This window comes from Lentzea tibetensis (assembly GCF_007845675.1).
Taxonomy (GTDB): Bacteria; Actinomycetota; Actinomycetes; order Mycobacteriales; family Pseudonocardiaceae; genus Lentzea; species Lentzea tibetensis.
In genome coordinates, this window is the sequence record NZ_VOBR01000022.1 from 91362 (window position 1) to 109062 (window position 17701).

19 protein-coding genes and 1 pseudogene are annotated in these 17701 nt (G+C 69.9%); 14 read left to right on the forward strand and 6 right to left on the reverse strand.

Going from position 1 to position 17701, the window contains the following annotated elements:
* Positions 1–25: 25 nt before the first annotated feature.
* Positions 26–1093 (reverse strand): ATP-dependent DNA ligase, encoded by a 1068-nt coding sequence (locus tag FKR81_RS29680; RefSeq protein ID WP_146356810.1) that lies wholly within the window; start codon positions 1091–1093, stop codon positions 26–28.
* A gap of 17 nt (positions 1094–1110) precedes the next feature.
* A complete protein-coding gene (locus FKR81_RS29685; RefSeq protein WP_146356910.1) occupies positions 1111–1830 on the reverse strand; it encodes a pyrimidine reductase family protein in 720 nt (239 codons plus the stop codon).
* A gap of 23 nt (positions 1831–1853) precedes the next feature.
* Here FKR81_RS29685 and zapE point away from each other — a divergent pair, with 23 nt between their 5' ends.
* On the forward strand, positions 1854–2846 hold the full coding sequence (zapE, locus tag FKR81_RS29690) for a cell division protein ZapE (protein WP_146356812.1): 993 nt from the start codon (positions 1854–1856) through the stop codon (positions 2844–2846).
* 18 nt (positions 2847–2864) lie between these two features.
* Here zapE and FKR81_RS45255 read toward each other — a convergent pair whose 3' ends face one another.
* Complete coding sequence (locus tag FKR81_RS45255) at positions 2865–3347, reverse strand: hypothetical protein (RefSeq protein ID WP_146356814.1); 483 nt, start codon at positions 3345–3347, stop codon at positions 2865–2867.
* A gap of 110 nt (positions 3348–3457) precedes the next feature.
* Positions 3458–3742: pseudogene (locus FKR81_RS46055) on the reverse strand (M48 family metallopeptidase); the annotation flags it as partial.
* A gap of 333 nt (positions 3743–4075) precedes the next feature.
* Here FKR81_RS46055 and FKR81_RS43800 point away from each other — a divergent pair.
* The 4 genes from FKR81_RS43800 to FKR81_RS29715 all read left to right on the forward strand — a co-directional run bounded on the left by FKR81_RS43800 (position 4076) and on the right by FKR81_RS29715 (position 7235).
* Complete coding sequence (locus tag FKR81_RS43800) at positions 4076–4327, forward strand: DUF3040 domain-containing protein (protein ID WP_186763240.1); 252 nt, start codon at positions 4076–4078, stop codon at positions 4325–4327.
* A gap of 35 nt (positions 4328–4362) precedes the next feature.
* Positions 4363–5982, forward strand: coding sequence for an ABC-F family ATP-binding cassette domain-containing protein (locus FKR81_RS29705; protein WP_146356818.1), 1620 nt, complete (start codon positions 4363–4365; stop codon positions 5980–5982).
* Between the two features lie 104 nt (positions 5983–6086).
* Entirely contained in the window at positions 6087–6596 is a 510-nt protein-coding gene (locus FKR81_RS29710; protein WP_146356820.1) for a hypothetical protein, read from the forward strand.
* 27 nt (positions 6597–6623) lie between these two features.
* Positions 6624–7235 carry a hypothetical protein gene (locus FKR81_RS29715; protein ID WP_146356822.1) on the forward strand — a complete coding sequence of 204 codons (612 nt, stop codon included), beginning with the start codon at positions 6624–6626 and terminating at the stop codon, positions 7233–7235.
* Here the strand turns inward: FKR81_RS29715 and FKR81_RS29720 are convergent.
* Both FKR81_RS29720 and rocD read right to left on the reverse strand, forming a co-directional pair.
* Positions 7201–8580, reverse strand: a complete 1380-nt coding sequence (locus FKR81_RS29720; RefSeq protein ID WP_146356823.1) for a DUF2252 domain-containing protein — start codon at positions 8578–8580, stop codon at positions 7201–7203. The genes FKR81_RS29715 and FKR81_RS29720 overlap by 35 nt on opposite strands.
* A gap of 790 nt (positions 8581–9370) precedes the next feature.
* Positions 9371–10597: an ornithine--oxo-acid transaminase gene (rocD, locus tag FKR81_RS29725; protein ID WP_146356825.1), complete on the reverse strand. Its 1227-nt coding sequence runs from the start codon at positions 10595–10597 to the stop codon at positions 9371–9373.
* Between the two features lie 140 nt (positions 10598–10737).
* Between rocD and FKR81_RS29730 the strand changes: the two genes are divergently transcribed.
* The 9 genes from FKR81_RS29730 to FKR81_RS29770 all read left to right on the forward strand — a co-directional run bounded on the left by FKR81_RS29730 (position 10738) and on the right by FKR81_RS29770 (position 17683).
* Positions 10738–11559, forward strand: coding sequence for a PPK2 family polyphosphate kinase (locus FKR81_RS29730; RefSeq protein ID WP_146356827.1), 822 nt, complete (start codon positions 10738–10740; stop codon positions 11557–11559).
* Positions 11560–11704: 145 nt separating this feature from the next.
* On the forward strand, positions 11705–12781 hold the full coding sequence (locus FKR81_RS29735; RefSeq protein ID WP_235921842.1) for a lactonase family protein: 1077 nt from the start codon (positions 11705–11707) through the stop codon (positions 12779–12781).
* A 40-nt stretch (positions 12782–12821) separates the two neighbouring features.
* The gene (locus FKR81_RS29740; RefSeq protein WP_146356829.1) at positions 12822–13565 is read left to right on the forward strand and encodes an SGNH/GDSL hydrolase family protein; all 744 of its coding nucleotides are present in this window, start codon (positions 12822–12824) and stop codon (positions 13563–13565) included.
* Positions 13566–13582: 17 nt separating this feature from the next.
* Positions 13583–13888 (forward strand): ArsR/SmtB family transcription factor, encoded by a 306-nt coding sequence (locus FKR81_RS29745; protein ID WP_146356831.1) that lies wholly within the window; start codon positions 13583–13585, stop codon positions 13886–13888.
* Entirely contained in the window at positions 13885–14358 is a 474-nt protein-coding gene (locus tag FKR81_RS29750) for an SRPBCC family protein (protein ID WP_235921843.1), read from the forward strand. The genes FKR81_RS29745 and FKR81_RS29750 overlap by 4 nt, the downstream gene beginning before the upstream one ends.
* A 52-nt stretch (positions 14359–14410) precedes the next feature.
* Entirely contained in the window at positions 14411–15184 is a 774-nt protein-coding gene (locus FKR81_RS29755; protein WP_222598440.1) for a HipA family kinase, read from the forward strand.
* The gene (locus tag FKR81_RS29760; protein WP_146356833.1) at positions 15168–15554 is read left to right on the forward strand and encodes a DUF3037 domain-containing protein; all 387 of its coding nucleotides are present in this window, start codon (positions 15168–15170) and stop codon (positions 15552–15554) included. Before FKR81_RS29755 ends, FKR81_RS29760 begins: the two co-directional genes overlap by 17 nt.
* A 76-nt stretch (positions 15555–15630) precedes the next feature.
* The gene (locus FKR81_RS29765; RefSeq protein ID WP_146356835.1) at positions 15631–16644 is read left to right on the forward strand and encodes an LCP family protein; all 1014 of its coding nucleotides are present in this window, start codon (positions 15631–15633) and stop codon (positions 16642–16644) included.
* A gap of 301 nt (positions 16645–16945) precedes the next feature.
* A complete protein-coding gene (locus FKR81_RS29770; RefSeq protein ID WP_146356837.1) occupies positions 16946–17683 on the forward strand; it encodes a 3-hydroxybutyrate dehydrogenase in 738 nt (245 codons plus the stop codon).
* Positions 17684–17701: the final 18 nt, after the last annotated feature.

Consider the following 17701-nt stretch of genomic DNA (forward strand, 5'->3'; position numbering starts at 1 on the left):
GTCGTCACCGATCTCCGGTGACCGCTCAGGCGTCCTTGGCCTTCAGCTCACCGCGCAACACCGCGGCCACGTCGTAGCGCGCCGGGATGTCGAGCTGGTCGTACTTGCACGACTCGGGCTCGCGGTCCGGCCGCCACCGCGCGAACTGCCCGTTGTGCCGCAGCCGAACCGGGTGCTCGCCCTCGGTCTGCGTGTAGTGGATCTCCAGCACGCGCTCGGGCCGCAACGGCACGTACTCGGCCTGCGCGCTGCGCCACCGGTTGATCTCGCCGGGGATGCGCTGGCCGGGCTGCGGTGCCGCCCACGGGTGGTCGTCCGTGGTGATCAACCCCGCCAGCTCAGCCGCGAGAGCGCGGCGTTCGGCCGCCTTGAAGGAGCCGACGACGCCGATGTGGTGCAGGAGGCCGTTGTCGTCGTAGAGGCCGAGCAGCAGTGAGCCGACGGCGGTGCCCGGCTCGGTGTCCTTGTGCCAGCGCAGGCCGGCGACGACGGCGTCGGCGGTGCGGGCGTGCTTCACTTTGATCATGGTGCGCTTGCCCGGCGTGTACGGGCCGTCGGCGGGCTTGCCCATCACGCCGTCCAGGCCCGCGCCCTCGAACAGGGTGAACCACTCGCGTGCCAGTTCCGGGGACGTCGTCGCCGGGGTGACGTGCAGAGAACCCAGAGCCAGCAGCTCGGCGCGGCGGGTCGTGGTGGGCTCGTCGAGCAGCACCCGGTCGCCCAGTGCGAGCAGGTCGAACGCCACGAACGTCGCGGGCGTCTCCTCGGACAGCAGCGTCACGCGCGAGGCCGCGGGGTGGATGCGCTGGCCCAGCGCGTCGAAGTCGAGCTCGTCGTTGTGGGCGACGACCAGCTCGCCGTCGACGACCACCCGCGGCGGCAGGAGGCGGCGCATCTCCTCCTCGACCTCGGGGAAGTAGCGGTTCAGCGGCTTGCCGCTGCGGGACTGGAGCACGACTTCGTCGCCGTCGCGGAACACGACGCAGCGGAAGCCGTCCCACTTCGGCTCGAACAGCAGGCCGTCGTCGTCCGGGATCGCGTCGACGGCGGAGGCGAGCATCGGCTGCAGGGGTGGGGTCAGTGGCAGGTCCACGGCCCCATCCTGCCTCCTCAGCTGGAATCACGCCCGGATTCACGCCGCTGGTAGCGCAGCATCAGCACGTCCGCGTCGTGCAGCACGGACCGCAGCTCCAGCGAACGCGGCGCGGTGACCATCGGCCCGTGCGCGATGCGTTCCGCGTCGCCGACGGCCAGCTGCGGCGACAGGGTCAGGTTCAGCTCGTCGACCAGGTCGTCGGCGACCAGCCTGCCGAACAGGGTGGGCCCGCCCTCGCAGTTGACGTGTCGCAGGCCGCGCGAGGCCAGCTCGTCCAGCGCGCGGCGCAGGTCGACGGACGTCTCGCCGGCGACGATCACCTCGGCTCCCGCCGCCTTCAACGCGGCGTGGTCGGCCTGAGCGGTGGTGATGACGATCGGCGGCACGTGGGTGTCGGTGAACAGCGGCAGGTCCGGCGACAGCGAGCCCCGCGCGGTGACGACCGCGATCGGCGGGACGGGGCGCCCGTCGACCGGCCGCACACCGCGGTAGGCCTCGACGATCACCGTCCCCGCGCCGACGAGCACCACGTCGCACAGCGCGCGGCCCAGCATGAAGACCTTCTTGTCCGCCGGGCTGCCGAGACCCTCGGACTTGCCGGACACGGTGACGGCACCGTCCACGCTGGACACGAAGTTCGCCTGCACCCAGCGGCGGTCCGGCGGAAACCGGTACAGCTCGGCGAGCATTGTGTCGGTCATCTCAGGCCGGGCTTCGGGCCACAACATCTGCACGAGCACGACGTTAGGCTGCCCGCATGCGCTTGTCCGACCGCGACCCCCAGGTCGGGGCAGACGAACTGGTCGACGCGATGGTCCCGCCACCTCGGTTCGACGACGTCAGCTTCGACAGCTACATCCCCAACCCGGACGAGCCGAGCCAGGCCGCCGCCGTCAAGGCGTGCCAGGCGTTCGTCGAACGGGTGGGCGCGCGGAAGAAGCGCTGGTCGCTGTTCGGCCGGTCGGAGGACGAGGGCAAGCCCGGCCTGTACCTCGACGGCGGGTTCGGCGTCGGCAAGACGCACCTGCTCGCGTCGATCTGGCACTCGGTGCCCGGCCCCAAGGCGTACGGCACGTTCGTCGAGGTCACGAACCTCGTCGGTGTGCTGGGTTTCGTCGAGGCCGTCAAGCGGCTGAGCGAGCACCGGCTGCTGGCGATCGACGAGTTCGAGCTCGACGACCCCGGCGACACGATGCTCGTCACGCGACTGCTCAAGGAGCTGACGGCGGCCGGCGTGTTCGTCGCGGCGACGTCCAACACGCTGCCGGACAAGCTCGGTGAGGGCCGGTTCGCGGCGGCGGACTTCCTGCGCGAGATCCAGACGGTGTCCGCGAAGTTCGACGTCGTGCGCGTCGACGGCCCCGACTACCGGCACCGCGGCCTGCCCGACGCGCCGCCGCCGATGTCCGACGGCGAGCTGACCACCCGCGCCGAGAGCATGCCGGGCGCCACGCTCGACGACTTCGACGAGCTGTGCGCGGCGCTCGCCCGCATCCACCCGTCGCGCTACGGCAGGCTCGTCGACGGTGTGACGGCCGTGCACCTGCGCGACGTGAAGGCGGCGCCCGACCAGGCCGTCGCGCTGCGGCTCGTGGCGTTCGGCGACCGGCTGTACGACCGGGACGTCCCGGTCGCCGTGTCCGGCCGGCCGCTGTCCGACCTGTTCAGCGAGGAGATGCTGCGCGGCGGTTACCGCAAGAAGTACCTGCGCGCGGTGTCCCGCCTGGTCGCACTGTCACGACCGAGCTAGGTCACGACCGAAGCCAGGTCACGACCAGGCCAGGTCGCGGCCGGCCTTCGCGTACCAGCGGTGCAGCTCGGCGTCGATGCGCTCCGAGTCCTCGGCCGACAGCACCAGCGACGGCTCCTGGTGCGGCCACGACTCGACGATCCGCGCCCGCAGCCCTGACGGCGGGTGGTGCGTCCACATGGACGCTTCCGCGACGACGGACTGCTTGCGCAGCTCGGCGAGGTCGAGCCGGGTCCGGCACTCGACCGCTGCGGCGCGCCACTCGACCACACCCGGATGAGCGCGTCCGGCGGCCCTGGTCCGCCGCTCCGCAGCTTCCACCGCACCGCTGAGGTGGAACGACGCCACCAGGTCGTCCATGAGCGCGACGGTTCCAGCGGTCCCCGCCAGCCGGGCGGCGAGTGCGTCCGCGCAGTACTCGGCCCGCTGGTGGTCGCGCGACGCGATCGCCAGCAGCCCGGCCTGCGTCCACAGGCAGGCCTGCTGGGCCAGCCGCTGCAACGGTCGCAGCAGCGACTCGACGATCTCGAGCGCGATGTTGTCTCGCTCAACCCGGTCAGCGGGCTGCTCGGCTTCACCAGGTCGGCGAGCACACCCGGCGTGGACAACGCGGGCTGCGTGAGCAGGCTCCGCGCCGGGTCCGCGTTCACGAAATGCGCGAACTCGTGGGCCAGCAAGGCCACCCGCTGCTGCGGCGAGAGGATTCCCCACAGCGGCAAACCCAGGCACAACCTGCGGCGACGCCGCAGGCCGAACACTCCTGCAGCCGCGTTGAACTCGTAGTCCAGTGCGACGTGGTGAGGTACCGGCGCGCCCGAAGCGCGTGCGACCCGGTCGATCAACTCGAACAGGGCAGGCGCGTCCGGGCGGTTCACGACCGCCCAGTCGGTCTCCATCCGGCCGATCCGCGGGCGCAACGTCCAGGCGAACGCGACGAGGAGGGTGCCGGGAACGATCCACAGCGAGGGGAAGTCCCGCGCCACGAGGCGCAGTCCGCTTGCCAGCACGACGCCGAGCAGCAGCACCAGCACGGCCGACGCGGCGACGAGCGCGACTCTGGCGGCGGTCCACTCCGGGCGACTCGGCGGACGGCCGGAGTAGGCGGTGAACTGGCGCGCGTTGAGCCGCAACGCGAGCCGTTTCGCGGATTCCCCAGTCACAAGAAGACAGTGTGCCGTGCGTTCGCCGTGGGTATTCGGAATGAGAACTTCCCCCGAGAAAGGCGCCCGATGCTGAGCGATGCCGAACGCCGCTCGCTGGACGAGATCGAGCAGCGGTTGTCCCTTGAAGAACCTGACCTGGTCCGCGCGTTCACGGCCGGCCCCGTGCGCAACCCGTGGATGCACCACATAGTGATGCTCGTGTTCGGCGCGCTGGGCGCGTTGCTGCTCGCGATCGGAGCGCCGGGAATCGGCCTGTTGTGCCTGCTGGTAGCTGGTGCGGCCGCCGTGCTGCAACGTCATCCGCTGCGAATTCGTTAGGCGTTGCCGTCGCGAACCCGCAACGATGTCCCGTTGTGGGCTTCTTGGAGGCGAACGGCCTCGCGTACCGGCTTCCCGACGGACGTGAGTTGTTTCGCGATGTGTCGTTCAAAGTCGGCGGCGGGACGGTGGTCGCGCTCGTCGGCGCGAACGGCGTCGGCAAGTCGACGCTGCTGCGGTTGCTCTCGGGTGAGCTGACCCCGAGGGAGGGCAGCACGCAGGTGCAGGGCGGCATGGGCGTGATGCCCCAGTTCGTCGGCTCGGTGCGCGACGAGTCGACCGTCCGCGACCTCCTGCTCACCGTCGCTCCGGCGCGGCTGCGCAACGCCGCGCGCGAGCTGGACGCCGTCGAGCTCGCGATGATGGAGACCGACGACGAGCCCACCCAGATGCGGTACGCCGAGGCGCTCGTCGCCTGGGGCGAGGCCGGCGGCTACGACGCCGAGGTCCTGTGGGACACGGTGACCGTCGCGGCGCTCGGCATCCCGTTCGAGCGCGCCCGGTTCCGCGAGGTGCGCACGCTGTCCGGCGGCGAGCAGAAGCGGCTGGTGCTGGAGTCGTTGCTGCGCGGCCACGAGCAGGTGCTGCTGCTCGACGAGCCGGACAACTACCTCGACGTGCCGGGCAAGCGCTGGCTGGAGGACCGTCTCAAGGGGACGGACAAGGCCGTGCTGCTCGTCAGTCACGACCGGGAGCTGCTGGCCACCGCGGCGACGCACGTCGTCACCGTCGAGGCGCACAGCGCGTGGACGCACCACGGCTCGTTCGGCACGTGGCACGCCGCGCGCGAGGCCCGCATCGACCGGCTCGCCGAGCAGCACCGCCGCTGGGAGGAGGAGCACCAGCGGCTCAAGGACCTCGTGCGCACGTTGCAGCAGCAGGCGAAGGTCTCCGAGGTCATGGCGGCGAAGTATCGCGTCATGTGCGGACGGCTGGAGCGCTACGAGGAGGCGGGACCACCGCCCGAGCTGCCGTCGGACGAGAAGGTGACGCCCCGGCTGCGCGGCGGCCGCACCGGTGTCCGCGCGATCACGTGCGAGCACCTCGAGCTGACCGGACTGATGAAGCCGTTCGACACGGAGATCTTCTTCGGCGACCGGGTGGCCGTGCTCGGCTCCAACGGCTCCGGCAAGAGCCACTTCCTGCGGCTGCTCGGCGGTGATCCCGTCGCGCACACGGGGAAGTGCCGCCTCGGGGCGCGCGTCGTGCCGGGGTTGTTCGCGCAGACGCACCAGCACCCCGAGTGGATCGGGCGCACCCTCGTCGACATCCTCTGGCACGGCGCCGACAACCGCTCGGGGCGTGATCGCGGCGCGGCGATGAGCGTGCTCTCGCGGTACGGGCTCGGCGCGTCCGGCGACCAGCGGTTCGAGAACCTGTCCGGCGGCCAGCAGGCCAGGTTCCAGGTGCTGCTGCTGGAGCTGTCCGGCGACACGTTGCTGCTGCTGGACGAGCCGACGGACAACCTCGACCTGGCGTCGGCGGAGGCGCTGCAACGCGCGCTGGACGAGTTCGAGGGCACGGTCGTCGCGGTGACGCACGATCGCTGGTTCGCGCGCTCGTTCGACCGCTTCCTGCTGTTCCGCTCGGACGGCGTGGTGTCGGAGGTGGACGAGCCGGTGTGGGACGAGTCGCGCGTTCGCCGCGCCCGTTGAGACATCCAAAGCAACGGTTGATCACCCTGCTGCCGTAGTGACGCCCGGTGTCGTGCTCCGTCAACCTCCGTAGTGGATCAACTACGCGAGGTTGCGGAGCACCCATGCCGAAACTGTCTGTCGCTCTCTCTGGAGCGCTTCTGCTCACCGCGTTCGCCACGCCCGTGGCGTTCGCCGACCCCGTGGCGCTGGAGTGCGTGGGCGCGAAGAGCGCGAAGTACTCGCCCGGTCTCACGCTCGAGCCCCAGGAGCAGGCGATCCTGCTGCACGCGACCTACGCGCCGTGCGCGGGCAACGGCGGCGTCACGTCGGCCACGCAGGTGCATCAGGTGACGAAGAACGCGTCCTGCCTGTCGGTGGGCGAGGCGAACCCCGGCACCGCCGACTTCACCTGGAACATCGGCGAGACCAGCACGTTCACCTACGAGGCGACGGTCGAGCGCCCGGCGGGCCAGCTCGTCACGACCAAACGGGGCACGTTCACGTCCGGCAAGTTCGCCGGTGCCGCCGTCGTCGAGGTCGCGGCGGGCGCGACGCCGAACGTGGCCGAGTGCCTCGCCGGCGGGATCAAGACGATCGACTCCACCATCACGCTGACGATCGTCCAGCAGTAGTTCACCTGCGTGGGCTAGAACTGGCGCGTGCAGGTCGACAACTACTGCGAGCGGCTCGCTCCCGGACTGTGGGGTGAGCCGCTGAACGCGTTCACCAACATCGCGTTCCTGGTGGCCGCGGTGCTGCTGGCGCGCAGGCACGCGCCGCCGAGCGTGCGGGTGCTGCCGGTGCTGCTCGCGCTGGTGGGTCTGGCGAGCCTGTCGTTCCACACCATGGCGACCGAGTTCACCGGCTGGCTCGACACCGGGTTCATCGCCGTGTTCGTCCTCTACTACGTCGTCGGTTACGCGCACTGGTTCCACGGCGTGCGCTGGTCGCTCGCGTGGCTCGCGGCACCGGTGTTCGTCGGTTTCGCGTTCGCGATCGGACTGCTCGTGCGCGTCGGCCCGGCCATCTACCTGCCCGCGTTGCTGGTGATGATCGTGCTGACCGGGCTGGCGGACGGCTACCGCGCGTGGTTCGCCGCCGCCGCGGTCGTGTTTGCCGTGTCGCTCACGCTGCGCACGGTCGACGAGCCGCTGTGCGCGCAGTGGCCTGCCGGCACGCACTTCCTGTGGCACCTGCTGAACGCGGTCGTGCTGTACCTCGTGACCGCCGCGGCGATCACTCGATCAGCGCGGGCAGCGTCCCGTTCTTGACGAGGTCGACCAGCTCGGCGTGGTCGGCCTCGGTCTGGTCGGCGTAGTCGAACGCGTACCGGGCGAACGCCTCGTCGAGGTCGTCGCCGCCGGTGCCCTGGAAGTACCCGGCCAGCAGCCGCGGGTCGACCGACCGGCTGTGCGCCCGCGCCAGCAGTGCGCCCGCGAGGCGGCCGTAGTCGTCGAGGTCGTCGCGCTTGAGCGTGGTCGCGTCGATCTCGCCCTTGCGGTTGCGGAACTGCCGCACGATGTACGGGCGGTCCTCGATCGTCGTCCAGCCGAGCAGGATGTCCGTCTCGGCCTGCACGAGCCGCGCGCCGTGCACGATGCGCTTGCCCTCGTGCTTCGCGGGCTCGGCGGCGAGGAACGGCTCCAGCGCCGAGTGCCGCGCCTCCTTGGCCTGCAGCACCAGTGCCTCGTTGCCGTTGCCGTGCAACAGGATCAGGTAGTTGCGCAGGCCGACGCTGCCGGTGCCGACGACGCGGAACGCCACGTCCGACACGCCGTAGCGCATGATCAGGTTGCGGCGCGACTCGCGCAGCGTGTCCACGTAGGACGGCAGCGAGCCGACGACGGCGTCCCTGGTCTCGTCGGTGACGGTCGTGAACGTGGGCGGGTTCGTGATGAACCGCCACTGCTCGCCGTCGTGCGCCGTCCACTTGGCGGCGAAGCGCGCGCTGGTGTTCTTGCGCGACTTCTCCGCGGCCTTGCTGAAGTCCTTGAGCAGGTCGTCGGCCTTGACCTTGGACAGCACGGACTCGTCGCCGAGCGCGGTCCACGCGTCCATGAACGGGATCTCCGCGAGGTGCCGGATCGCGCTGCGGTACGCGCTCACCGCGTCCTCGGCGGCTTCGCGGCAGCCCTTCTCCGAGACGTCACCGGTGCGCCCGGCGAGCACGAGCGACGTGACGAGCCGCTTGAGGTCCCACTCCCACGGGCCGGGCAGCGTCTCGTCGAAGTCGTTGATGTCCATGACGATCTGGCCCTCGGGCGTGCCGTACAGCCCGAAGTTCGCCGCGTGCGCGTCGCCGCACAGCTGCGCCTCGAGTCCACTCGACACACCGGCGGCGAGGTCGCCTGCCATGAGTCCCGCGCTGCCGCGGAAGAACGCGAACGGGTTCGCCAGCATGCGGCCGATGCGCAACGGGACCAGGTGCTCGAGCCTGCCCTCGTTGCTGATGTTCATGAACTCGAGCACGCTGGGCCGGTCACGTGCCAGGTGCGTCTCGCGGTGCGCCGCGAAGCTCACCTCGTCGCGCAGGGCACGACCCCGTGCGAGGACCTCGTCGGGCTCGGTCCACGTGCCCAGCGCGGCGGCGGCCTGCGCTCGCTTGCGTTCACCCATGCGGATGATTCTGCCTGTGCCGGACGGGCCGTGAAGCCCGTCCGGCACATTTGTGACCTAGCGCGGAGGCCACAACACGCCGTCGCGAGGGGCAGTTCGCGACGTTTGCCCGGAACCGCCTGGCTTGGGTTGTGCTCGTGCGCCCGGCGTGTTCCGCGTTCTGCACCCGAGAGTTGCCTGTTCGGCAACTCCCGAAACTGTCGGTGTGCCGCGATACGCTTGGAGTGGGGACCTCGCGCCCCCCTTGGGGGGTTGTGGGGCCCCCGAATCCGAACGTAGTCGGCAGGTCTGACATTGCGGCGTCTGCGAGCCCGGTCGGACCCGTATCCGCCTGAATTCGAGTCTGGCGCACCCACATCCGCCTGGATACGGGCTTCGCCGGACCCGCACCCGTCTGGATGCGAGCGTGGCGGGGCCTGCACCGTCTGGATGCGAGCTGGCTGGACCTTTGTATTCGCCTGCATGCGCCCGGCCGGACCCGCATCCGTCTGGACGCGGGCTTGGCCGGACCTGTATCCGTCTGGATGCGAGCCCGGCCGGACCCGCATCCGTCTGGACGCGGGCTTGGCCGGACCTTGTATCCGCCTGGATGCGGGCCCGGCCGGACCCGCATCGGTCTGACTGCGAGTCCGGCCGGACCGCATCTGCCTGAATGCGAGCCTGGGCGGCCCGCATCCGCCGGAACTGTCGGTGCCTCGCGATACGCTTGGAGTGGGGCGCCGAGCCCCCTTGGGGGCGCTTGAGACCCCCCGAATCCGAGCCTACGCAGCAGGTCTGACAGTCAGCGGCGTCAACGGCCGAGTACGGCCGCAATCGCCTCGACGCCCATGTCGATCTCGTCACGCGTGATCACCAGCGGGGGAGCGACGCGCAGCGTGGTCGCCTGCGTCTCCTTGCACAGCACGCCCCGCGCGGCCAGCGCCTCGGACGCGACCCGGCCGACCGGGCCGCCCGGCGCGATCTCGACACCGGCCCACAGGCCGCGACCGCGGACCTCGGCGACGCCGCGGCCGACGAGCGAGCCGAGCCGGGTGTGCAGGTAGCCGCCCAGCTCGCGGGAGCGCTCCTGGTACTCGCCGGTCGCCAGCAGGCGGACGACCGCGCGGCCGATGGCGCACGCCAGCGGGTTGCCGCCGAACGTCGAGCCGTGCTCGCCGGGGCGCAGCACGCCCAGCACCGCGCGGCTGCCGACGACCGCGGACACCGGCATGATGCCGCCGCCCAGCGCCTTGCCCAGCGTGTACAGGTCGGCGCGCACGCCCTCGTGGTCGAGCGCGAACAGCTCACCGGTGCGGGCGAGACCGGACTGGATCTCGTCGCAGATCATCAGGACGTTGTGCTCGTCGCACAGGCGGCGGATGCCCGCGAGGTAGCCGGCGGGCGGAACCACGACACCAGCTTCGCCCTGGATGGGCTCGATCAGGACGGCCGCGGTGTTCGGGGTGATCGCCGACGCGATCTCGTCCAGGTTGCCGTACTTCACGACCCGGAAGCCCGGCGTGAACGGGCCGAAGTCCTGGCGCGCGGTCTCGTCGGTCGAGAACGACACGATCGTCGTGGTGCGGCCGTGGAAGTTCGAGCCCGCGACGACGATCTCGGCGGTGCCCGACGGCACGCCCTTCACCTGGTACGCCCACTTGCGTGCGACCTTGATCGCGGACTCGACGGCCTCCGCGCCGGAGTTCATCGCGAGCACCATCTCGGTACCGGTCAGCGTCGCCAGCTCACGGCAGAACAGGCCGAACTGGTCGTGGTGGAACGCGCGGGACGTCAGCGTCACCTTGTTCAGCTGGTCGACGGTCGCGGCGATCAGCTCGGGGTGGCGGTGGCCGAAGTTCAGCGACGAGTACCCGGACAGGAAGTCCAGGTAACGGCGACCCTCGACGTCGGTGACCCAGGCACCCTCGCCCTCCGCGATGACCACCGGCAGCGGGTGGTAGTTGTGGGTGCTCCACTCCTCGTCGAGAGCGACGTACTCAGCACTTGTGGTGGTGTTGTGCTCGGCGATGGCGGTCATGCAACAAGGCTAAGGCCCCGGACGGATGATTTCATCCGTCGGACATTGCATGTTGCCTATGTTTGTTGCACAAATTCACTGATCCGTGGCGATCCGTTGCGCAACAGGCGGACTCGACGGTGTATCGCTACTCTCCGCTGATGGCGAAGAAGTCGGTTCGTGAAGCGCTTCGGTTCACCGCTGACCTGCCCGACGCGGCGGACAGGCCGATCGGTCCCAAGACCAAGAAAGAGGCCGCCGACAGTCTCGCCGAGACCGGTGCGGAGCTCGACGACCTGCAGGAACGGCTCTACGCCGAGCACACCCGCGCGGTGCTGCTCGTGCTGCAGGGCATGGACACCTCCGGCAAGGGCGGCACGATCCGCCACGTCGTCGGGCTGGTGAACCCGCAGGGCGTGCACATCGCGTCGTTCAAGAAACCCACGCCGACCGAACGCAGGCACCACTTCCTGTGGCGCGTCCGCAAGGTCCTGCCGACCGCGGGCCAGCTCGGCGTGTTCGACCGGTCGCACTACGAGGACGTCCTCGTGCCCAAGGTCGAGGGCCTGCTCACCGCCGCCGAGGTCCGCACCCGGTACCGCGAGATCAACGCGTTCGAGAAGGAGCTCGCGGACCAGGGCGTCGCGGTCGTGAAGTGCTTCCTGCACATCTCGCCGGAGGTGCAGAAGGAACGGCTGCTCGCCCGGCTCGACGACCCGACGAAGCTGTGGAAGTACAACCCGCACGACATCGACGTGCGCGCCAAGTTCTCGCAGTACCAGGCCGCCTACCTCGCGGCGCTGAAGAACTGCTCCGCGACGCCCTGGTACGTCGTCCCGTCCGACCGCAAGTGGTACCGCAACTGGGCGGTCGGCAGGCTCGTGCTGGAGACCCTGCGCGACCTCGACCCGCAGTACCCGCCCGCGGCCTACGACCGCGACGCGGAGAAAGCCCGCCTCGTGGACGCCGACCCGTTGCGCTAGACGCAATCTTCGTTGCGCCTCTTGCCCGACCGTAGTGGTCTAGGCCAGTGTGGGCACCGCCGCCGACGAGTGCAGCGGAGGTGCGGACGTGGTTGTGGACCGGCGACGTTTCCTGGGAGCCGTGGGTGTCGGAGCGGGGCTGTTGATGACCGGAGAGATCGCCGAAGCCCAGGAGACTGCGGCGCCTGGCAAGGCCACCAGAAAGGTGTACTTCGGCGCCTACACGACGTGGAGCGGCGGAGCCCAGGGTATCGGCATCGGTGCGTACGACTCGGCCACCGGCCAGCTCACGACCACCGGCGTGATCAAGGGGGTGACCAACCCGTCCTGGGTCGAGGAGTCGCGCGACGGCAGGTTCCTCTACGCCGTCAACGAGACTTCCGACGGCGCCGTCACCGCGATCAACGCCGCCACCGGCAAGGTGATCAACAAGCAGCCGACCGGCGGCGCGGACCCGTGTCACCTCGCGATCGACCCTTCCGGCAAGTTCCTGGTCACCGCGGACTACTCCAGCGGCAGCGTCACCGTCCTCCCGATCCGGCCGGACGGCGGGCTCGGCGCGCGCACGCACCTGGTGAAGCACAAGGGATCCGGCCCCGATCCGGACCGGCAGAAGACCCCGCACGCGCACCAGGTCGTCTTCGACCCGCAGGGCAAGTTCATCGCGGCCGTCGACCTCGGCGCCGACGCGGTCTTCACGTACACGCTGAGTCCGGAAGGCAAGCTGACGCCGGTCAACACCGCGAAGCTCAAGCCGGGCGCCGGACCGCGGCACATCGCGTTCCACCCCAACGGCAAGGTCGCGTACGTCGCCAACGAGCTCGACTCGACGATCGTCGTCTGCGCGTACGACAACGGGAAGCTGACGCCCGGCCAGGTGCTCAAGACCGCGCCGTCCTCGCCGGTGCGCAACTACCCGGCCGAGGTGTTCGTCTCACCGGATGGCCGGTTCGTGTACCTCTCCAACCGCGGTCACGACAGCGTCGCGGTCTTCTCGGTCGACGGTGCGACGCTCAAGCTCGTCGAGACGACCCCGGTCGGAGGCAAGTACCCCCGGCACATCACGCTGGACCCGACCGGGCGATTCCTGTTCGCCGCCAACCAGAACTCCAACCTGGTGACGTCGTTCGCCGTCGACAGCGCGACCGGCAAGTTGAAGGCGGCGGGCACGCCGCTGAAGACCCAGATCCCGGTCTGCGTGACGCCCACACGTCTGGGTTAACCCCCTTCAACCCCACTGTCCACAGTGGTACTCCGGCGGTATGACACTCTTCGCCGCCGCAGTTCTAGTGGGCACACTGCTCGTTCCCACCTCGGTCGCACCGGAGTACGTGGCACTGGGCGACTCGTACGCGTCCGGGGTGGGCGCGGGCGGGACCAAGGGCCCGTGCCGCCGCAGTGACAACGCCTACCCTGCGCTCTACGCCAAGGGCTTCCCCTCGTTCACCTTCGCCGCCTGCACCGGAGCCACGACGGCCGACGTCGTCGGCACCCAGTCGAATAGCCTCACCCCGGCCACGACGCTCGTCACGGTCACCGCCGGCGGCAACGACCTCGGCTTCGTCGACGTCATGACCACCTGCACGCTCAGCGGTGACAAGTCGTGCGTCAAGCGCGTCAAGCGCGCCGAGACCTACATCCACGCGGAGCTCCCGAAGGCGCTCGACGCGACCTACGCGAAGATCAAGCAGCTGGCGCCGAACGCCCGGCTGGTCGTCGTCGGCTACCCGAGGCTGTTCGAGCCGAGCACCGACTGCCGCGCGCTGAGCCCGGCCAAGCGCACCGCCGTCAACGCCGCCGCGGACGTGCTGAACGACGCCACCGCCAAGGCCGCGGCCAACGCGGGTGCCACCTACGTCGACGTCCGCGCGAAGTTCTCCGGCCACGGCGTCTGTTCGGCCAGCCCGTGGATCAACGGCCTCGTCAGCCCGACGTCCCACTCCTACCACCCGAACAAGGCGGGGCAGCAGGGCTACTGGCAGGCCTTGACGGCGGCGGCTCCGTAAGTTCACACTTACCGTTCGTGGAGCCTTACCAAACGGCGCTCGCCGCGCTCGGCGACCCGACCCGCAGGCTGATCTTCGAACGGCTCGCGTCGGGCCCGCTCGCGGTCGGCCAGCTGGCGGACGAGCTCCCGGTGAGCAGGCCGGCGGTGTCCCAGCACCTGAAAGTCCTCAAGGAGGCCCGCCTGGTGCGCGACCGAGCGGTCGGCACCAGGCGCCTCTACAGCGTCGACCCGGTCGGCGTGCGCGCCGTCCGGGACTACATGGACGAGCTGTGGGGACGGGCGCTGGCCAACTTCGCCCGAGTGGTCGAGGAGGAGCAGTGACGGAGACGTTGAGCACCGAGGTGCACCGGTCGGTGACCGTGAACGCCACGCAGGAGCGCGCGTTCGACGTGTTCACCGGCAAGTGGCTGTCCTGGTGGCCGCTCGAACACCACATCGGCGCGACGGAGCTCGCGGACGTCGTGGTCGAGCCGGTCACCGGCGGCCGCTGGTACGAGGTCGGCACCGACGGCACCGAGTGCGACTGGGGTGCCGTGCTGGCGTGGGAGCCGCACGGCCGCATCGTGCTGTCGTGGCACCTCAACGGCGACTGGGAGTACGACCCCGATCCCGCGCACGCCAGCGAGGTCGAGGTGAGGTTCGTCGCCGAGACGCCGGACCGCACGCGCGTCGAGCTGGTGCACCGCAACTTCGAACGTCACGCGCACAAGCCGGACCAGGTGCGCGGCGGTGTCGGCGGCGAGGGCGGCTGGGGCACGATCCTCACCGGCTACGCGGCGGCCTTCGTCTGAGCCGGGCGGAATTGGGTCGGCTCGGCGGGCCTGGGCGTGTGATCATGCGGGCGTGACAGGACTGCGCAGGATCACGGCCACGAGGTACGTGACGCCGTTCCGCGAGGGCGGGTCGTTGCCCGGACTCATCGAGGCCGACGACCTCGGCATGTACGTGCTGAAGTTCCGCGGTGCGGGCCAGGGCGTGAAGGCGCTCGTCGCCGAGATCATCGTCGGCGAGCTGGCCCGCCGCCTCGGCTTCCGCGTTCCGGAGATCGTCCTCGTCGAGCTCGACCCCGAGCTGGCCAGGTCCGAACCCGACCAGGAGGTCCAGGAGCTGATCCGGGCCAGCGGCGGGCTCAACCTCGGCATCGACTACCTGCCCGGCAGCTTCGACTTCAACCCGATCGTGCGCGACCCCGGCACCGAGCTCGCCACGAAGACGCTGTGGCTGGACGCGTTGACGCTCAACGTCGACCGCAGCTGGCGCAACCCGAACATGCTGCTGTGGCACCGCGAACCGTGGCTCATCGACCACGGCGCCGCGTTGTACTTCCACCACTCGTGGAGCCCGGACCGTCCGGCCACCAAGGACTTCCGCTTCGACGCCGCCGACCACACCATGCTGCCCAACGCCGCGAAGCTGTCCGAAGTGGACGCTGAGCTGGCCGCCGCCATCACGCCGGAGCTGATCACCGAGGTGCTCGCGCTGATCCCGGACGAGTGGCTGGCGCCGGACGGCGAGCCGGTGGAGGTCCGTGCCCGGTACGCGGAGTTCTTCGCCTATCGTCTTGCGCACCGCGAGTGGGTCGAGGCTGTGGAGGCCGTGCGTGTCGCACGTGTTTGAGTACGCGCTGCTGCGTGCCGTGCCGCGTCAGGAGCGCGGCGAGTTCATGAACGTCGGCGTCATCGTCTACTGCCCGAGCCTGGACTACCTGTGTGCCAGGACCCATGTGGACGGTGATCGACTGCTCGCGCTCGACCCGGCTTTCGACGTGGAATTGCTCGAATCGAGCTTGAGCCAGCTCACATTCGCGTGTGCCGGGAGCACCGAGGCCGGGCCGGTATCGAAGACCACGCTGGGACAGCGTTTTCGCTGGTTGACGGCACCGCGCAGCACCACGATCCAGACCTCTCCGACGCACACCGGACTGACCGATGACCCGGAGCGGGAACTGAACCGCCTCCACCGCACGCTCGTCCTACTCGACAGGTAGGTTCGCAACCTCCAGGCCGTCACCACGTCTGTAGGTGCAAGTCGAAGATGACGATCGAGATCGGGGTTGGCGAGATATGAGCGCTGGGTACCACCACGGTTACCAGCAACAACAGCGGCGCCCGATGCCGCCCGCGCGACGCAAGAAGCGCAGGCCGGGCCGTGTGATCCTGGTGCTGCTGCTGGTGTTGCTCGTGGGCGCGGGCGCGATGTGGCTCTACGTCGACTCCTCGCTGCGCAGAATCGACGCGCTCACCGAGTACGAGGGCCGTCCGGCCGACACCCCCGGCACGACGTGGTTGCTGGTGGGTTCGGACGCGCGCGACGACCTGACGCAGGAGCAGAAGGACGCGCTGGCCACCGGTGACGCCGCAGGGCGCCGCACGGACACCATCATGATGATGCACGTGCCGGACAACGGTGACGCGAAGCCGACGCTGCTGAGCATCCCGCGCGACTCGCTGGTGTCGATTCCGGGCAACGGCCGCAACAAGATCAACGCGGCGTTCGCGTTCGGCGGGCCGCAGCTGCTCGTGCAGACCGTCGAGGGCGCGACCGGCGTGCGCGTCGACCACTACATGGAGATCGGCTTCGGCGGGTTCGCGGGCATCGTGGACGCCGTCGGCGGCGTCGACATGTGCCTCGACGAGCCCATCAAGGACCCGCTCGCCGGCATCGACCTGCCCGCGGGCTGCCAGGAGCTCGACGGTGCGCAGGCGCTCGGCTTCGTCCGGACCCGCGCGTTCGCGACGGCCGACCTGCAGCGCGTGCAGAACCAGCGCAAGTTCCTCGGCGCGCTGTCCGAGAAGGTCAAGAGCCCGGCCACGCTGCTCAACCCGTTCCGGGGCGTGCCGCTGATGTTCGCGGCCACCGACTCGGTGTCCGTCGGCCAGGACGACCACCTGCACCACCTGGTGTCGATGGGCCTCAACATGAGCGACGCCGTCAACGGCACCGTGCCCGTCGGCGGCACCCCGACGCTCCCCGGTGTCGGCTCGGTCGTCCAGTGGGACAAGGAGAAGGCGTCCGCGTTGTTCGACGCCATCGCCAAGGACCAGCCCGTGCCCGCGGAGCTGCTGGTAGCGAAGTAACTAGTCGGACGCGGGCGCCGCTGCGGCGTCCGCGGAGGCGACACCGGCCTCCTGTGCGATCTCTTCGAGCTCGCGCAGGAGGTCGTCGTATATCGGCGTCAGTGACATCGGGTAACTCCCCCTCTGAAGATCTTCCCCCGTTCAGGTGACGGAGCGTACTCCTCATTACCCCTCTCGATCTCTGGTTAATCACCCACAACTGTGTCTGTCGGCTAACTGTCGGCTAAACACATGTGGTCAGGGCGGGGTGTGTGGGCGCGACACATGTCCACGCTGTGTCGCTTCTCCTAGCGTTGACACCATGACGAGTGTCACAGGTCACACCGCGCTGGTCACCGGAGCCGCCAGCGGCATCGGGCTGGCCACCGCCCGCGCGCTCGCCGCGGCGGGCGCCAAGGTGCACGTCGTCGATCTCAACGGGGACGCGGCCCGGCAGGTCGCGCACGAGATCGGCGGTACGGCGCACGTCGCCGACCTGGCCGCGTTCACGGTCGCGGACCTGCCGTCCGAGGTCGACATCCTGGTCAACAACGCGGGCATGCAGCACGTGGCACCGATCCACGAGTTCCCGCCCGAGGTCTTCTTCCGGATGCAGCAGGTCATGGTGACCGCCGCGTTCGTGCTGACCAGGCACTGCCTGCCGCACATGTACGAGCGCGGCTGGGGCCGCCTGATCCACATCTCGAGCGTGCACGGCCTGCGCGCCAGCGCCTACAAGTCCGCCTACACCGCGGCGAAGCACGCGATCGAGGGCTTCAGCAAGGTCGCCGCGCTGGAGGGCGCGCCGCACGGCGTGACGTCCAACTGCGTCGCGCCCGGCTACGTGCGCACCCCGCTGGTGGAGAACCAGGTGGCGTCCCAGGCGCGCCTGCACGGCCTCGCGGAGGAGGACGTGGTCGGCGAGATCTTCCTGCAGCGGACCGCGATCAAGCGGCTCATCGAGCCGGCCGAGGTCGCGTCCGCCGTGCTCTGGCTGTGCGACGCCGGTTTCGTGACCGGCACGTCGCTCTCGATCGACGGCGGCTGGACCGCCCAGTAACCCTGCAACTGCCGAGGA

Excerpts from the sequence above, each read along its gene's own strand:
- FKR81_RS29740 (WP_146356829.1), top strand. The coding sequence starts at position 12,822 with ATGACACTCTTCGCCGCCGCAGTTCTAGTGGGCACACTGCTCGTTCCC.
- rocD (WP_146356825.1), bottom strand. The coding sequence starts at position 10,597 with ATGACCGCCATCGCCGAGCACAACACCACCACAAGTGCTGAGTACGTC.
- FKR81_RS43800 (WP_186763240.1), top strand. The coding sequence starts at position 4,076 with ATGCTGAGCGATGCCGAACGCCGCTCGCTGGACGAGATCGAGCAGCGG.
- FKR81_RS29720 (WP_146356823.1), bottom strand. The coding sequence starts at position 8,580 with ATGGGTGAACGCAAGCGAGCGCAGGCCGCCGCCGCGCTGGGCACGTGG.
- zapE (WP_146356812.1), top strand. The coding sequence starts at position 1,854 with ATGCGCTTGTCCGACCGCGACCCCCAGGTCGGGGCAGACGAACTGGTC.
- FKR81_RS29730 (WP_146356827.1), top strand. The coding sequence starts at position 10,738 with ATGGCGAAGAAGTCGGTTCGTGAAGCGCTTCGGTTCACCGCTGACCTG.
- FKR81_RS29765 (WP_146356835.1), top strand. The coding sequence starts at position 15,631 with ATGAGCGCTGGGTACCACCACGGTTACCAGCAACAACAGCGGCGCCCG.
- FKR81_RS29770 (WP_146356837.1), top strand. The coding sequence starts at position 16,946 with ATGACGAGTGTCACAGGTCACACCGCGCTGGTCACCGGAGCCGCCAGC.
- FKR81_RS29710 (WP_146356820.1), top strand. The coding sequence starts at position 6,087 with ATGCCGAAACTGTCTGTCGCTCTCTCTGGAGCGCTTCTGCTCACCGCG.
- FKR81_RS29735 (WP_235921842.1), top strand. The coding sequence starts at position 11,705 with ATGACCGGAGAGATCGCCGAAGCCCAGGAGACTGCGGCGCCTGGCAAG.